Origin of the sequence: Comamonas sp. B21-038 (assembly GCF_022387135.1) — a bacterium.
GTDB lineage: Bacteria > Pseudomonadota > Gammaproteobacteria > Burkholderiales > Burkholderiaceae_C > Comamonas > Comamonas sediminis.
Genome location: NZ_CP092462.1, coordinates 423,393 through 439,822 on the forward strand (window position 1 = coordinate 423,393; position 16,430 = coordinate 439,822).

8 protein-coding genes are annotated in these 16,430 nt (G+C 66.7%); 6 read left to right on the forward strand and 2 right to left on the reverse strand.

Going from position 1 to position 16,430, the window contains the following annotated elements; all coding sequences use genetic code 11:
• The first annotated feature begins 149 nt into the window (after nucleotides 1-149).
• The gene (locus MJ205_RS01930) at nucleotides 150-6,119 is read left to right on the forward strand and encodes an Ig-like domain-containing alpha-2-macroglobulin family protein (RefSeq protein ID WP_239810946.1); all 5,970 of its coding nucleotides are present in this window, start codon (nucleotides 150-152) and stop codon (nucleotides 6,117-6,119) included.
• Entirely contained in the window at nucleotides 6,116-8,383 is a 2,268-nt protein-coding gene (gene pbpC, locus MJ205_RS01935; RefSeq protein WP_239810947.1) for a penicillin-binding protein 1C, read from the forward strand. Before MJ205_RS01930 ends, pbpC begins: the two co-directional genes overlap by 4 nt.
• 52 nt (nucleotides 8,384-8,435) lie before the next feature.
• On the opposite strand, the gene MJ205_RS01940 is transcribed toward pbpC, so the two are convergent.
• Both MJ205_RS01940 and MJ205_RS01945 read right to left on the reverse strand, forming a co-directional pair.
• Entirely contained in the window at nucleotides 8,436-8,756 is a 321-nt protein-coding gene (locus MJ205_RS01940) for a heavy metal-binding domain-containing protein (protein ID WP_230772580.1), read from the reverse strand.
• A gap of 18 nt (nucleotides 8,757-8,774) precedes the next feature.
• Nucleotides 8,775-10,049 (reverse strand): lytic murein transglycosylase, encoded by a 1,275-nt coding sequence (locus MJ205_RS01945; protein ID WP_239810948.1) that lies wholly within the window; start codon nucleotides 10,047-10,049, stop codon nucleotides 8,775-8,777.
• Nucleotides 10,050-10,246: 197 nt separating this feature from the next.
• On the opposite strand from MJ205_RS01945, the gene xdhA reads away from it, so the two are divergent.
• The 4 genes from xdhA (at nucleotide 10,247) to MJ205_RS01965 (ending at nucleotide 16,429) form a co-directional block, all read left to right on the forward strand.
• Nucleotides 10,247-11,848, forward strand: a complete 1,602-nt coding sequence (gene xdhA / locus MJ205_RS01950) for a xanthine dehydrogenase small subunit (RefSeq protein ID WP_239810949.1) — start codon at nucleotides 10,247-10,249, stop codon at nucleotides 11,846-11,848.
• Between the two features lies 1 nt (nucleotide 11,849).
• Nucleotides 11,850-14,273 (forward strand): xanthine dehydrogenase molybdopterin binding subunit, encoded by a 2,424-nt coding sequence (xdhB, locus tag MJ205_RS01955; RefSeq protein ID WP_239810950.1) that lies wholly within the window; start codon nucleotides 11,850-11,852, stop codon nucleotides 14,271-14,273.
• A 97-nt stretch (nucleotides 14,274-14,370) separates the two neighbouring features.
• Entirely contained in the window at nucleotides 14,371-15,672 is a 1,302-nt protein-coding gene (locus MJ205_RS01960; RefSeq protein WP_230772563.1) for an NCS2 family permease, read from the forward strand.
• 121 nt (nucleotides 15,673-15,793) lie between these two features.
• A complete protein-coding gene (locus MJ205_RS01965) occupies nucleotides 15,794-16,429 on the forward strand; it encodes a YbhB/YbcL family Raf kinase inhibitor-like protein (RefSeq protein ID WP_239810951.1) in 636 nt (211 codons plus the stop codon).
• Nucleotide 16,430 lies beyond the last annotated feature (1 nt).

The window sequence follows — 16,430 nt, forward strand, 5'->3', positions numbered from 1 at the left end:
GGCATCCATCGGCAGAGCCCCGGCAAGCCATTAGCCTAATAAATAGCATCTTCTTGTTGCCAAATGAAACACCTGGCTGCCCTGGGCGGCCAGCCAACACTGGCGCAGGCTAATTTTGGTACGCTCTCACCATCCTAGGGGAGAGCTCCGTGAATACAACATTACAACGCTGGCTGGCGGGCGCCGGCTGGGCTGCGCTGGGCCTGTCGGCCCATGCCACAAGCATCACATCGGTGTCACCGCAGGGCGAGGTGGCCCGGGTCCGGCAAATCGTGGTCAAGTTCGATGCGGCCGTGGTGCCGATGGGCGATCTGCGCGCGGCCGCGCCGGTCAAGCTGGACTGCGACAACAAGCAGGCCCAGAACCAGGGCACCGGCCGCTGGACGGGGCCCCGCGAATGGGTGTTCGACCTGGCCGATGACCTGCCGCCCGGGGTGCGCTGCACCGTCGAGAAAGTCGCCAACCTCAAGGATGCCGCTGGCGAGCCCGTCAAAGGCGCGGCCAGGTACAGCTTTGGCACCGGTGGCCCGTCGGTGACGCGCATTGTTCCCGGCAGCTACCAGGCGCTGGACAGCCGCCAGTTCTTCGGCCTGCAGTTCAATGCCGATGTCGTGACCTCGACCGTAGAGGCCAGCACCTGGTGCACCGTCAAGGGCATTGGTGAGCGCATTCCGGTGCGCCTGTTGAGCGCCTCGGAGTCCGACGACTTCATGCAAAGCCAGTTTGGCCGCGATAGCTTGCAGCAGCGGCCACGCCGCCATGTGGCCCTGCAGTGCCAGCGCGCGCTGCCCGAGGGTGCGCAGATGAGCCTGGTGGTGGGCGCAGGGGTGAGCACGGACAACGGGGTCAAGCAGACCCGGGAGCGCCGCTTTGACTACCAGGTGCGCCAGCCGTTCACTGCCGAGTTCAGCTGCGAGCGCGCCAATGCGCAGGCGGGCTGCCTGCCGATCCGCCCGCTGAATGTGTTCTTCAGCGCCGGGGTGGACCGCAAGCTGGCCGAAGGCGTGTTCCTGGAGACGTCCAAGGGCCGGGTCCAGCCCAGCTTTCCCGATGACGGGGATGCCGGCGAAGTCAACCGCCTGCAGTTTGCGCCGCCGTTTGCCGAGAAGGAGACGATGCGCATCGTGCTGCCCCAGGGCTTCAAGGACGAGTCCGACCGGCCGCTGGCCAATGCCAACCTGTTCCCGCTGAAAGTGCAAAGCGGCCTGATGCCGCCGCTGGCCAAGTTTGCCGCCTCGCCCTTCGGCGTGGTCGAGCGCTTTGCCGAAGGCGACAAGGGACCGGCCATGTTCCCGGTGACCTTGCGCAATGTGGAGCAGGACCTGCAGATCAAGGGCCTGTCGATCGAGGACAAGGGCACCGTCGCAACCCTGCAGCTGCAAAGCGATGCCGACATCATCCGCTGGTACCGCAAGCTGCAGCGCTATGACAACTGGCAGGTCAGCCGCAAGCAGGCGGCGCAGGACAGCAAGATCCCGCTGCCCAATGTGCTGCCCGATGGCGACAAGAACAATGTCGAAACCCGCATGCTGTCGCTGCTCGAAGGCCAGGCCGCCGGCAAGAAGCTGGCCCTGCCCAAGACGGACAGCAAGGACCCGCGCCCGTTCGAGGTGGTGGGTATTCCGCTGGAGACCGGTTTCCATGTGGTCGAGATTGCCTCGCCGATGCTGGGCGATGCGCTGCTCAACACCGACTACGACAGCGCCCGCCGCGTGATGTATGTGCGCAGCTCGGCGCTGGTGACCAACCTGGGCGTGCACTTCAAGCTCGGCCGTGAGAACGCGATGGCCTGGGTGACCAGCCTCGACAAGGGCAAGCCGGTGGCCAATGCCCAGGTGCGCATCTCCACCTGCGACGGCAAGACCCTGGTGCAGGGCACCACCGACAAGGACGGCGTGGCCCGCTTCGACAAGCTCGACACCCAGGCGCAGGTGCGCTGCGAGGGTGGCGCTGACAGCGACACCAGCTCGGCCTACTTTGTGAGCGCGCGCGCGACGGTCGATGGCAAGCAGGACATGGCCTTTGTCTGGAGCGACTGGCAGCGTGGCATCGAGAGCTGGCGCTTCAACCTGGAGACCGACAGCAGCCCGGTGCAGGATGTGGTCGCCCATACCGTGCTCGATCGCAGCCTGTTGCGCGCCGGCGAAACGGTGTCGATGAAGCACCTGATCCGCAGCCAGACCATGGGCGGCCTGGGCCTGCCCGGCAAGGAGCAGTTGCCCGACCAGGTGGTCATCACCCATGTGGGCAGCAATGACGAGTTCGAGCTGCCGCTGAGCTGGCAGCGCCCGGGCCAGGGCCTGTCGGCCGTGTCGGAGTTCAAGATTCCCAAGTCTGCCAAGCTGGGCACCTACCGCATCACGCTCAAGGGCGGCAAGGGCAAGTGGGGACCGACCGAGATGCAGACCGGCTCGTTCCGGGTGGAAGAGTACCGCCTGCCAGTGTTCAAGGGCAGTGTGACGCCGGACCAGCCAGCGCCTATCGTGCAACCGGGCAAGCTCGGTGCCCAGGTGCAGCTGTCCTACCTCTCGGGCGGCGCAGCGGCCAAGGAGGCCGTCAAGGTGTCGGCCGCGATCCAGTCGCATGCGGTGAGCTTTGAGGACTACGACACGTTCTCGTTCGGCCGGCCCTATCTGAGCCGCAAGCTGCCCGGCGCGGGTAACGACGGAGAAGACTACAGCAATGACCGCCGCGTGATTGCCGACAAGCTGGCGCTGACCCTGGATGCCAATGGCGTGGGCAAGGCCGAAATCGCGCAGGTGCCCAGCTCCGTGGCGCCGCAGGATCTGCTGCTGGAGGCGAGCTTCTCCGACCCCAATGGCGAGGTGCAGACCATCAGCAACCACAGCGTGATCTGGCCTGCGTCGGTGGTCGCCGGCATCAAGGCCGAGAACTGGGCCTCCACCGACAAGAAGCTGAGCTTCCAGGCGCTGTCGCTGACGCCGTCGGGCAAACCCGTCTCCGGCGTCAAGCTGCAGGTGCGGGCAGTGGCGCGTATTGTCACCTCCACGCGCAAGCGCATGGTGGGCGGCTTCTACAGCTACGAGAACCATGAGAGCTACAAGGACCTGGGCGTGGTCTGCAGCGGCAAGAGCGATGCCAAGGGCCTGCTCGATTGCAGCACCCAACTGAGCGAAGGCGGCGAGACCGAGCTGATCGCCGAGGCCACCGATGACAAGAACCGCAGCTCCAAGGCCGCGACCTCGGTCTGGGTGACCAAGCAGGGCGAGCTGTGGTTTGGCGGAGAAGACACCGACCGCATGGACCTGCTGCCGGAAAAGAAATCCTACAAGGTGGGCGACACCGCGCGCTTCCAGGTGCGCATGCCCTTCCGCGAGGCAACGGCGCTGGTGACGGTGGAGCGCGAAGGCGTGCTGTCCAGCCAGGTGATCACCCTGCACGGCGATGACCCCACGGTCAACCTGAAGGTGCAAGAGGGCTGGGGCCCGAATGTCTACGTCAGCGTGATGGCGCTGCGTGGCCGCCTGCGCGAAGTGCCCTGGTACAGCTTCTTCACCTGGGGCTTCAAGTCGCCGCGTGAATGGTGGACTTCGTTCTGGTACGAGGGCAAGGAATATGTGGCGCCCACCGCGCTGGTGGACCTGTCCAAGCCCGCTTACCGCCTGGGCGCGGCCGAGATTCGCGTCGGCATTGCCGACCGCCAGCTGGCCGTGACCGTCAAGAGCGACAAGGAAAGCTACCGCATCCGCAACACCGCCAAGGTCACGATCGAAGCCAAGCTGCCCAATGGCAAGCCGGCTGCGGGCGCGGCTGTGTCGGTGGCGGCCGTGGACCAGGCCTTGCTGGAGCTAAAGAGCAATGACACCTGGGCGCTGCTCGAAGCCATGTACCAAAAGCGTTCCTGGGGTGTGGAGACCTCCACCGCCCAGATGGAAATCATCGGCCGGCGCCACTACGGCCGCAAGGCGGTGGCGGCAGGCGGGGGCGGTGGCAATGGCCAGACGCGCGAGCTGCTCGACACCCTGCTGCTGTGGCAGCCCAATGTGGTGCTGGATGCGAATGGCCGCGCCGAAGTGGATGTGCCGCTCAACGACGCCCTGACCAGCTTCAAGATCGTCGCCGTGGCCGAGAGCGGGCTGGAGCTGTTTGGCACCGGCACCACCCAGATCCGCACCACGCAGGAGCTGCAGATCATCAGCGGCCTGCCGCCGCTGGTGCGCGACGGCGACCGCTATGACGCCCAGGTCACCCTGCGCAACACCACCAGCAAGCCCATGCAGGTGCTGGTGACCCCCAAGGCCACGTTGCTGCAGCTGGAGCCGCAGACGGTGGAAGTGGCCGCCAACGAGGCCCGCACCGTGAGCTGGAGCGTGACGGCACCTGCCGACATGTCGCAAAGCCGCCAGGGCGAGTTGCTCTGGGAGATCAGCGCCAAGGACAAGCAGGGCGATGCCGCCGACGCGCTCAAGGTCAGCCAGCGGGTGGTGCCCGCCGTGGCGGTGGAGACCCTGCAGGCCACGTTGCTGCAGCTCGATGGCAGCCTGGATATGCCGGTGAGTGCGCCGGCCGATGCCTTGCCCGGCCGTGGCGGCCTGAAGCTGTCGCTGGTGCCGCGCCTGGCAGAAGGCCTGCCCGGGGTGCGTGACTGGTGGCGTGCCTACCCTTACGCCTGCCTCGAGCAGACCACGAGCAAATCCATCGGCATGCAGGATGCAGCGCTGTGGAAGAGCACGATGGAACGCCTGCCCACCTATCTGGATGGCGATGGCCTGGCCAACTACTTCCCGCCGCAACCGGGCAGCAGCAACACCGGCAGCGATGCGCTGACCGCCCACCTGCTGCAGGCCGCTTTCGAGATGAAGCGTATCGACCCAGCCTTCGCGATCCCCGCCGCGCCGCTGGGCCGCATGCAGGATGCGCTGGCCCGCTTCATCGATGGCCGCATCGAGCGCAAGTTCTGGAGCCCACGCTCCGACCTGGAAGTGCGCAAGCTCGCTGCCATCAACGCATTGGCGCTGTATGGCAAGGCGCAGCCGCGCATGCTGACCAGCATCCAGATTGCGCCTAACGACTGGCCCACCCAGACGGTGGTGGACTGGCTGTCCATCCTGGGCCACATGAAGGATGTGCCTAACCGCAGCAAGCTGCTCGAAGAGGCCAACCAGATCCTGCGTGCGCGCCTGAGCTACCAGGGCACCAAGGTGCTGTTCGCCAACGAGAACAACGACTACTGGTGGTGGCTGATGCAAAACGGCGACACCACCCTGGCGCGTTTCCTGCTGGTGGTGATGGACGATCCGGCCTGGAAGGACGACATGCCGCGCCTGGCCAGCAGCTTCATCGGCCGCCAAAAGAGCGGTGCCTGGACGACGACCACGGCCAACCTCTGGGGCGCGCTGGCGCTGGAGCGCTTCTCGCGCACCTATGAATCCACGCCGGTGACCGGCACGACCGAGGCCAGCATGGCCGGCAAGTCCGGCACCGTGGACTGGAGCCGCGTGACCAAGGCGCAGGACGCCATCGAGCTGCTGGCGCAGGGCGGCAAGCGCACGCCCGGCCCGACCGAGCAGGTGGCGCAGTGGCTGAACAACACCATTGACCTGCCTTGGGCCAGTGGCAACCAGAGCCTGAAGGTGCAGCAAAAGGGCACCGGCAAGCCCTGGTTGACGGTGCAGTCGCAGGCGGCCGTGCCGCTCAAGCAGCCGCTGTCGGCCGGCTACACCATCAGCAAGACGGTGGTGGCCGTGGAGCAGGCCAACAAGAACCTGCCCGCTGGCCAGTACACCCGGGGCGATGTGCTGCGTGTGACCCTGGAGGTGAATGCCAGCGCCAACATGACCTGGGTGGCGATCACCGATCCGATCCCGGGCGGCGCCACCATCCTGGGCAGCGGCCTGGGCCGGGACTCGGCGCTGTCCACCGCCGGCGAGAAATCGACCGGCTGGGGCTGGAAGGCGTTCGAGGAGCGCTCTTTCGAGAGCTACCGCGCCTACTACGGCTACCTGCCGCAGGGCAAGCTCAGCCTGCAGTACAGCTACCGCGTCAACAACACCGGTGAGTTTGCGCTGCCATCGACCCGCGTCGAGGCGCTGTATGCGCCCGAGATGTTCGGCATGGCACCCAATCCGAAGGTGACGGTTGTGCCCGTGGCGCCATGAGGCTGCGCGCTATAGCCCGCTCGCGGCTGCTGGCCCTGGCCTGCCTGGTGCATGCACCACTGGCCCAGGCTGTGCCCAGCTTTGGCGAGGTGCGCCAGGACTTCAGCTCATCGGAGACGCGGGTGCTGTCACGCGAAGGGGAGCTGCTGCAGCGGGTGCGCACCGACAGCACGGTGCGCCGGGGCGACTGGGTGGCGCTGGGCGATGTATCGGCCGCGCTGCGCACCGCTATGCTGCTGAGCGAGGACAAGCGCTTTTACGAGCACAGTGGCGTGGACTGGGCGGCGGTGACCGCTGCGGCCTGGGGCAATCTTTGGAACCAGCGCACGCGCGGGGCCAGCACCATCAGCATGCAGCTGGCGGGCTTGCTCGACGGCGACTGGCGGCGCAGCAATGGTGGCCGCTCGGTGGTGCAAAAGGTCGGCCAGACGGTGGCCGCCCAGGTGCTGGACCGGCGCTGGCAGAAGACCCAGATCCTGGAGGCCTACCTGAACCTGGTGCCTTTCCGGGGCGAGCTGGTGGGCATTGATGCGCTGTCACGCACCCTGTTCGACAAGGCCCCCCATGGGCTGGATGACCGTGAGGCGGCGGTGGCCGCCGCGCTGGTGCGCGCGCCCAATGCGCGGCCCAGCCAGGTGGGCCAGCGCGCCTGCGGCGTGCTCAGGGAGATGCGGCGTGATCCCAAGGTGGACTGCGAAGCGATCGTGTTCTTCACCGAGATCGCGCTGAAAAAGCGCGCCTTTGATGCCAGCGAAGGCATTGCGCCGCACTTCAGCCGCATTGCACTGCGCGAGGCACGGCATGGCGCGGATGGAAAAAACCAGCCGGCGGCCATGGCCAGCCTGCGCACTACCTTGAGTGCGCCGCTGCAGCGCTATGCGGTCGATATTCTGGGCCAGCACCTGCAGGCGTTGCGCAGCAGCAATGTGCAAGATGGCGCCGTGCTGGTGCTGGACAACGCGAGCGGCGAGGTGCTGGCCTGGGTGGGCTCATCGGGCGCACTGAGCCAGGCCCATGCGGTGGATGCGGTGCTGGCGCCGCGCCAGCCAGGCTCCACCCTCAAGCCCTTTCTCTATGGCCAGGCGATTGCCGAGCGCAAGCTCACCGCTGCGTCCTTGATCGAGGATTCGCCGGCCCGCATTCCGACGGCCAGCGGCCTCTATATTCCGCAGAACTACGACCGCAGCTTCAAGGGCTGGGTGTCGGTGCGCACGGCGCTGGGCGCGTCGCTCAATGTGCCGGCGGTACGCACCCTGGTGATGGTGGGTGTCGACGACTTCTTTGACCAGCTGGTGCGCCTGGGCATGCCGATGCGCGAGAGCGGCAGCTATTTTGGCTACAGCCTGGCGCTGGGCAGCCCCGACATTCCGCTGGTGCAGCTGACCAATGCCTACCGCGCACTGGCCAATGGCGGGCGCTACAGCCCGGTGGCCTATGCGCGTGGCGGCAAGCCGCAGTTCCGCCAGGCGATGGATGCGGGCGCCGCCTATGTGGTGGGCGATATGCTGGCCGATGGCAATGCCCGCGTGCGCACCTTTGGGCTGGACAGCGTGCTGGGCACCCGCAGCTGGGCGGCGGTGAAAACCGGCACCAGCAAGGACATGCGCGACAACTGGGCAGTCGGCTGGTCCGACCGCTACACGGTCGGCGTCTGGGTGGGCAATGCCAGTGGCGAAGCCATGCACTCGGTCAGCGGCACCAGCGGTGCGGCGCCGGTCTGGGCCAGCATCATGGCCTTTTTGCACCAGGGCCAGCCCAGCCGCGCGCCCAAGCCGCCGCCCGGGCTGCATGAGCAATGGGTGGATTTTGGCCCCGCACCGGCGGGCCAATCGGGCGCCGGCTTTGCGCTGGAGGCGCGGCGTGAGGAGTGGTTCCTGGCCGGCACCGGGCAGCCCCGCTTTGCGCTGGATGGCCAGGCGACCGGGGTCGACGAGATGGTGGGCGGCCGCAGCTTTGCCGGGCGGCCCACCGAGGCCCGTGGCGCCGATGCACCGGCTGCGGTGCGCATTCTGGCCCCCGCGAATGGCACGATTGTCGCGGTGGACCCGGACATTCCACCCGACCGCCAGCGCCTGCAGTTTGTCGCCGATTCGGCCGCTGCACGCTGGCGCATCGATGGCAAGGACGTCGCGCGCGGCGCGCGCTGGGCCTGGCTGCCCTGGCCGGGGCGCCACCAGGTGGAGCTGGTCAATGCGCAGGGCGAGGTGCTGGACAGCATCCGCCTGGAAGTGCGCGGCGCCGGTGTCAAACAGGCCAAGCGCTGAGCAGGGGCTGCAGCCATCCGCGAGGGGGCTGCAGCAATACCGGCAGGGGCTTTTAGTCGACGACGACCGCGGTGCCGCTGGCTGACACCATCAGCATGCCGTTGTCCTTGCCCAGCACTTCATAGTCCAAGTCGATGCCGACGACGGCATTGGCGCCCAGCGCCTTGGCGCGCTCCTGCAACTCGGCCAGCGCAATGTCTCTGGCCTTTTGCAGCTCTTTCTCGTAGGTGCCCGAGCGGCCACCGACGATGTCGCGGATGCCGGCAAACCAGTCCTTGAAAAAGTTGGCGCCCAGGATGGCCTCGCCATTGACGATGCCGCAGTAGCGGCTGATGCGCTTGCCTTCAACGCTGGGGGTGGTCGTGACAATCATGGTGTGACTCCAGCGCTATCAGTTGCCGAGCGCGCGCAGCAGCTTTTGGCCAGCGCGGCCATCGGCCTTCATGCCCAGGCGGTTTTGCTCGGCCTTGATGGCCTCGCGCGTCTTGGCCCCGATCATTCCATCGGGCTCGCCAATCGCATAGCCACGGGTCAACAGCGCCTGCTGCAGCTCCTTGTTCTGCGCGCGCGACAGGCCCAGGTCATCGGTGGGCCAGGGGGTGACAAAGCTGATCCGGCTTTGTGAGGTGTCGGCCACCAGGTTGGACAGCTGCGCAATGGCCAGGCCATAGTTTTCCGAAGCGTTGTAGCTGTAGAGCGCATCAAAATTGCGCCCCACCAGGAAAGCCGGGCCGCCGGCGGCAGGGATCATCAGGCCGGCAGATGGCAGCGAATCCGGCAGCGGATCGCCATTGGCCAGGGTGACGCCAGCCGAGCGCCAGAAATCCAGCGGCTTCTTGTTCTTGCGGCCGGCATCGGCGGTGCTGAAACCGCTGGGTAGCTTGACCTCAAAGCCCCAAGGCTGGCCCGGGCGGTAGCCGGCGTTCTTCAGGAACATGGCGGTCGAGGCCAGTGCATCGGGCACACTGTCGACGATGTCGCGGCGGCCATCGCCGTCAAAGTCCACCGCGCTGCGGAAGAAGGTCGAGGGCATGAACTGGGTCTGGCCAAAGGCGCCGGCCCAGGAGCCCACCAGCTTGGACTCGGCAATATGGCCTTCTTGCAGAATGCGCAGCGCACTGGCGAACTCGCCGCGGAAATAGGCCTGGCGGCGGCCAAAGCACGACAAGGTGCCCAGCGACTGCACCAGCGAGCGCCCGCCCAGGTTTTGGCCGAAGTTGCTCTCCACACCCCAGACGCCGATGACGATCTGCGGGGAGACCCCGGTGCTCTGTTCGATCCTGTCCAAGGTGTCCTTCCACTTGGCATAGGCGGCGCGGCCTTCGGCCACGCGCTGCTCGTCGACCAGCACGGCGATGTAGTCCCAGACGGGCATCGTGAACTCCGGCTGGCGGTTGAGCAGGGGCAGCACCGTGGCATCGGGCTGGAGCTGGTCGGTGTACTGGTGGAAGGTGGCGGGGGTGATCGCGGCAAAGGCCTTGCTGCTGCGCAGCTCGCTGAGGCAGGACTGGAACTCGGCCTGGCTCAGGTTCGGCGGCTCTTGCGGCGCGCTGGTCTGGGCAAATACGGCGCAGGCGGCAAGGCCCAGGCTGACGGCGGTGGCGAGCTGGCGCATCGCAGGGTGGGGGCGGCGGAACATCATCCAGGCAATATACCTGCTTGCCATGGCCGCAGCCCTGGTAAACCCGCAAGTCACGACCATTGCTTACGTTTTTGGCGGGCGCAAGATGCGGGTAAACCCAAAAATATATGCGCTGCACCATAGCGCCTATCGCTGGCTTGTTATGGCTGGCGCTGCGCGGCACACTACGCTTGTACACAGTTTTGAAGACCCGGCGCGGCAATGCGCGACCGGGCCCCACCATGAGCCCCATGACCGCCCCACAAGCCATCCGTTTCTACCACCAAGGCCGTATCACCGAAGTACAAGGCCTGGCCCCCACGCGCAGTGTGCTGGACTGGCTGCGCGAGGACGCGCGCTGCACCGGCACCAAGGAGGGCTGCAACGAAGGCGATTGCGGTGCCTGCACGGTGATGCTGGCCGAGCTGGCCGAACCCGGCGATCCCCAGGCCGTGCAAGGCCTCAAGCTGCAGACCGTCAATGCCTGCATCCAGCTGCTGCCCAGCCTGCATGGCAAGGCGCTGTTCACGGTCGAAGACCTCAAGACCAGCTGCCGCCCCAAGGATGCCGGCCAGCCCGGCAACGCGCTGCACCCGGTGCAGCAGGCCATGGTGGACTGCCACGGCTCGCAATGCGGCTTTTGCACGCCCGGTTTTGTGGTGTCGCTGTGGTCCGTGTACGAGCGGCAGCAGGCGCACCCCGGCCCCGCACCCACCCGCCAGCAGCTGGCCGATGCGCTGTCCGGCAATCTCTGCCGCTGCACCGGCTACCGGCCCATTCTGGATGCCGGCCAGCAGATGCTGGACCTGCCCGCCCGCCAACTGGATGCGGCGCCCGTGGTGTCGGCCCTGCAGGCGCTGCGCAGCGATGCCGACTGGAGCTATGCCTACAGCCCCGGCGGCGGCCAGCCCCAGCACTTCCATGCGCCGGCCAGCATAGCCAGCCTGGCGCAGTTGCGCGCCGCGCTGCCCGATGCCCGCATGATCGGCGGCACCACCGATGTGGCCTTGTGGATCAACAAGCAGTTCCGGCCGCTGGGCGATTTGATCGCCGTCGGGCGGGTCGCGGAGCTGCGCCGCATCGAAGAGCGCGATGGCATGCTCTGCATCGGCGCCGGTGCGTCGCTGGAATCGGCATGGGCCGCACTGGCCCAGCGCTTTCCGCCGCTGACGGAGGTCTGGCTGCGCTTTGCATCGCCGCCGGTGCGCCATGCCGGCACCATGGGCGGCAATGTGGCCAATGGCTCGCCGATTGGCGATGCCCCGCCGGTGCTGATGGCGCTGGATGCCGAGATCGAACTGCGCCTGGGTGAGCGCCTGCGGCGCATGCCGCTGACCGACTTCTACCTGGACTACATGAAGAACCAGCTGGAGCCCGGCGAGTGGGTGCAAGGCCTGCGCGTGCCATTGGCGGTGCAGGCGCGCCAGGTGCGGGCCTACAAGATCAGCAAGCGCTTTGACTGTGACATCTCGGCGCTGTGCGCCGGCTTTTCGCTGCAGCTGGACGCCCAGGGCCAGGTGGAGACCGTGCGCCTGGCCTTTGGCGGCATGGCGGCCACCGTGCGGCGCGCCGCCAAGGCCGAGGCCGCATTGCTGGGCCAGGCCTGGACGGCGCAGGCTGTGCAGCGCGCCCAGGCCGCGCTGGCCGAGGATTTTCAACCGATGACCGATATGCGGGCGAGCGCGGCCTACCGCCTCAAGGTGGCGCAGAACCTGCTGCAGCGCCTGTGGCTGGAGACCCGGGCCGACGCCCCGCTGAATGCCGATGCCACCAGCGTCTGGGCAGCGATGCCGCACCTCGTCAGCAGCGCCCCAGCCCCGCAGGCCGCAGCCACTGGAGCCTGATATGAACACCTCGATCCCCAAGCATGTACTGGCCGGCGCCAAAGCCTTTGCCGATTACCGCGACAACCACAAGGCGCGCATCGATGTGGCGCAGGAAGCCCGGGCGCGCCAGCAGGGCCACCAGGTCGGCATCAGCCGCAGCCATGAATCGGCGCCTTTGCATGTGGCTGGCGAAGCCGCCTACATTGACGATATGCCCGAGCTGGCCGGCAGCCTGCACTGCGCGCTGGGCTTGTCGCCCGTGGCCCATGGCCGGCTGCTGTCGCTGGACCTGGACGCGCTGCGTGCGCAGCCCGGGGTGGTGGCGGTGCTGACGGCCGCCGATATTCCCGGCGTCAATGACTGCGGCTCCATCATCCATGACGACCCCATCCTCTGCGATGGCGAGATCCGCTACCTGGGCCAGCCGATGTTTGCGGTGCTGGCCGCCGACCGGTACACCGCGCGGCGCGTGGCCGCGATGGCGCGCAAGCTGGCCACGGTGGAAGAGGCCGAGCCGGTGCTGACGCCGCAGCAGGCCCATGCACTGGGCCAGTATGTGATGCCACCGATGCAGCTGGTGCGCGAGACCGATGCCGGCGGCGCCAGCCAGGCCATCGCCCAGGCTCCGCACCGGCTGCAGGGCAGCTGGGAAGTGGGCGGCCAGGAGCAGTTCTACCTCGAAGGCCAGATCAGCTACGCGATCCCCAAGGAGGGGGGCGCGATGCATGTGTTCTGCTCCACCCAGCACCCCAGCGAGATGCAGCACCTGGTAGCCCATGCGCTGGGCGTTCAGGCCCATGCAGTGCATGTCGAATGCCGGCGCATGGGCGGCGGCTTTGGCGGCAAGGAATCGCAATCGGCGCTGTTTGCCTGCGTGGCTGCGGTGGCGGCGCGCAAGCTGGGCCGGCCCGTCAAACTGCGGCTGGACCGCGACGATGACTTCATGGTCACCGGCCGGCGCCATTGCTTCTGGTACGAGTACGACATCGGCTATGACGATGCTGGCCGCATCCTGGGGGCCGAGGTGACCATGGTCTCGCGGGCCGGGCATTCGGCCGATCTGTCGGCGCCGGTGATGACCCGCGCGCTGTGCCATTTCGACAATGCCTACTGGCTGCCCAATGTGCGCATGCGCGGCTTCATGGGCAAGACCAATACGCAGAGCAATACCGCATTTCGCGGCTTTGGCGGGCCGCAGGGCGCGATCGTGATGGAGAACATCATGGACTCCATCGCGCGGCAGCTGGGCAAGGATGCGCTCGATGTGCGCCGCGCCAACTTCTATGCCAAGGACAGCGGGCAGTGCACGCCCTATGGCCAGGAGGTGGACGACAACATCATCGACGAACTGGTCGCGCAGCTGGAGGCGCGCAGCGACTACCGGGCGCGGCGCGCGCAGGTCGATGCCTTCAATGCCAGCAGCCCGGTGCTCAAGCGCGGCCTGGCGCTGACGCCGGTCAAGTTCGGCATCTCGTTCAACGTCAAGCATTTCAACCAGGCTGGCGCACTGGTCCATGTCTACAACGATGGCTCCATCCTGGTCAACCATGGCGGCACCGAGATGGGCCAGGGCCTGAACACCAAGGTGGCCCAGGTGGTGGCGCATGAGCTGGGCGTGGCCTTTGAGCGGGTGCGGGTGACGGCCACCGACACGACCAAGGTGGCCAACACCTCGGCCACGGCCGCATCGACCGGCACCGACCTGAACGGCAAGGCCGCGCAGGACGCGGCGCGCCAGATTCGCGAGCGCCTGGCCGCCTGCCTGGCGGCCCGGCATGGGGCAGACCCGGCATCGGTACGCTTTGTCAATGACGAGGTGCATTGTGCGGGCCAGACCCTGCGTTTTGAGGCCCTGGTCAAACAGGCCTATCTGGAGCGGGTACAGCTCTGGTCCGATGGTTTCTATGCGACGCCCGGACTGTCCTGGGATGGCGCGGCGATGCGTGGCCGGCCTTTCTTCTACTTTGCCTACGGCGCAGCCGTCAGCGAGGTGGTGGTGGACACCTTGACCGGCGAGAGCAAGCTGCTGCGCGCCGATGTGATCCATGATGTGGGCCAGTCGCTGAACCCGGCCGTGGACATCGGCCAGGTCGAGGGCGCGTTTATCCAGGGCATGGGCTGGCTCACGATGGAGCAGCTGGTCTGGCACCCCAAGACCGGTGCCTTGATGACCCATGCCCCCAGCACCTACAAGATCCCGACCGCCAACGACTGCCCGCCGGTGCTGAACGTGCAGCTGTTCGACGGTGCCAACCCGCACGAGACCATCCACCGCAGCAAGGCGGTGGGCGAGCCGCCGCTGCTGCTGCCGTTCTCGGTGCTGTTTGCGATACGCGATGCGGTGGCCGCGACCGGCGCGCCCGGCTGTTGCCCGCCGCTGCGGGCACCGGCCACGGCCGAGGCGGTGCTGGACGCCATCGCGGCCGTGCAGGCAGGGCTTTGACGGCGGTGTCCGGCAGGTTGCGCCCGCAACTGCGATACTCGCCGCCTTCGATCTGAATCAGCTTCCATTGAACGATGCATAACCACAAGGAGCAGCCATGAGTGTGCTGGATAACTATTTCAAGCTGGGTGAGCATGGCACGACGGTACGGACCGAAGTGCTGGCGGGGCTCACGACCTTTCTCACCATGGCCTACATCATGTTCGTCAATCCTTCCATCCTGGGGGATGCGGGCATGCCCAAGGGATCGGTGTTTGTCGCCACCTGCCTGATCGCGGCGCTGGGCTCGGTGCTGATGGGCCTGTATGCGAATTACCCGATTGCGATTGCGCCCGGCATGGGGCTGAACGCCTACTTCGCCTATGTGGTGGTGCTGGGCATGGGCTACACCTGGCAGGCAGCGCTGGGGGCGGTCTTCGTCTCCGGGTGCCTGTTCCTGCTGGTGACCATCTTTCGCATACGCGATCAGATCATCAACGGCATACCGGCCTCCATCCGCGTGGCCATCACCGTGGGTATCGGTCTGTTTCTGGCGCTGATTGCGCTCAAGAGCGCCGGCGTGGTGGTGGAATCCAAGGCCACCCTGGTGACCCTGGGTGATCTGCATTCGCCGTCGGTGATCCTGTTCACCTTGGGCTTTTTCCTGATCGTCGTGCTGGATCGCCTGCGCGTGCCCGGCGCCATCCTGATCGGCATCCTGGCCGTTACTGTGGCCTCGTTCATCTTTGGCGGCAACCAGTTCCAAGGGGTGTTCTCGGCTCCGCCGTCGATTGCGCCGACCTTCCTGCAGCTCGATATCAAGACGGCGCTGTCCAGTGGTTTTCTGAACGTGGTGCTGGTGTTCTTTCTGGTCGAGCTGTTCGATGCCACCGGCACCTTGATGGGTGTGGCCAAGCGCGCAGGCCTGTTGGTGCCCGGCAAGATGGAGCGCTTTCACCGCTCGCTGCTGGCCGACAGTGGCGCGATCTTTGCCGGCTCGCTGCTGGGCACGTCCAGCGCGACCGCCTATGTCGAGAGCGCATCGGGCGTGCAGGCCGGTGGCCGCACGGGCCTGACCGCCGTGACGGTGGCCGTGCTGTTCCTGGCCTGCTTGTTCATCGCGCCGCTGGCCGGCTCGGTGCCCGCTTACGCCACCGCGCCCGCGCTGCTGTTTGTGGCCTGCCTGATGCTCAAGGAGCTGACCGAGGTCGACTGGGCCGACACCACCGAGGCCATTCCCGCCGCCATCACTGCGGTGATGATGCCCTTTACCTACTCGATCGCCAACGGCCTGGCCTTTGGCTTCATCTCCTACGCCGCCATCAAGCTGTTCACCGGCCGGGCCCGCGAGGTGCACTGGATGGTCTGGATCATTGCGGCGCTGTTCCTGTTCAAGTTCGCCTATATCGGCGGGCATTGAGCCTCGCCTGTCAGAGGCCGCCTGACTGACAGCTGCGCGGCAGCAACCTAGAATTTGCCAAAGCGTCCCGGTCCCGGCCGAGGCCCTTTGGCTTTTTTCATACCCGCAAAGGATTTATCAGATGCAGCTCAGCAGCCACAGCTTTCAAGACGGCCAGGCCATTCCTGGCGAGTTCGCTTTTGCGGTGCCCGACGCCACCGCCCATGTCCTGCTGTCGTCCAACCGCAACCCGCACCTGGCCTGGCGCGATGTGCCCGCCGGCACCCAGTCCTTTGTCATCGTCTGCCATGACCCCGATGTGCCCAGCCGGGGCGACGATGTGAACCAGGAAGGCCGCACCGTGCCAGCCGATCTGCCACGGGTCGATTTCTACCACTGGCTGCTGCTGGACATTCCAGCCACCACCACCGAGATCGCCGCTGGTGCGCAGTCGGACGGCATCACCGCCCATGGCAAGCCCGGCCCCGCTGCGCCCCAGGGCCTGCGCCATGGCATCAACGACTACACCGGCTGGTTTGCCGGGGATGCGCAGATGCAAGGCGAGTACTACGGCTATGACGGCCCCTGCCCACCGTGGAACGACAGCCTGGTGCACCACTATGTGTTCACGGTCTATGCGCTGGCCACGCCGACCTTGGCCATCGAGGGCGAACTGACCGGCGCCCGGGTGCGCGCGGCCTTGGCCCAGGCCTCCGTGCTGGGCCAGGCCAGCATCACCGGCTTGTACAGCCTCAACCCTGCGGTGCCTGCCGTTTAAC

Coding starts and splice junctions, on each gene's coding strand:
- MJ205_RS01960 (WP_230772563.1), top strand. CDS start 14,371: ATGAGTGTGCTGGATAACTATTTCAAGCTGGGTGAGCATGGCACGACG.
- MJ205_RS01940 (WP_230772580.1), bottom strand. CDS start 8,756: ATGATTGTCACGACCACCCCCAGCGTTGAAGGCAAGCGCATCAGCCGC.
- xdhA (WP_239810949.1), top strand. CDS start 10,247: ATGAGCCCCATGACCGCCCCACAAGCCATCCGTTTCTACCACCAAGGC.
- xdhB (WP_239810950.1), top strand. CDS start 11,850: ATGAACACCTCGATCCCCAAGCATGTACTGGCCGGCGCCAAAGCCTTT.
- MJ205_RS01945 (WP_239810948.1), bottom strand. CDS start 10,049: ATGGCAAGCAGGTATATTGCCTGGATGATGTTCCGCCGCCCCCACCCT.
- pbpC (WP_239810947.1), top strand. CDS start 6,116: ATGAGGCTGCGCGCTATAGCCCGCTCGCGGCTGCTGGCCCTGGCCTGC.
- MJ205_RS01965 (WP_239810951.1), top strand. CDS start 15,794: ATGCAGCTCAGCAGCCACAGCTTTCAAGACGGCCAGGCCATTCCTGGC.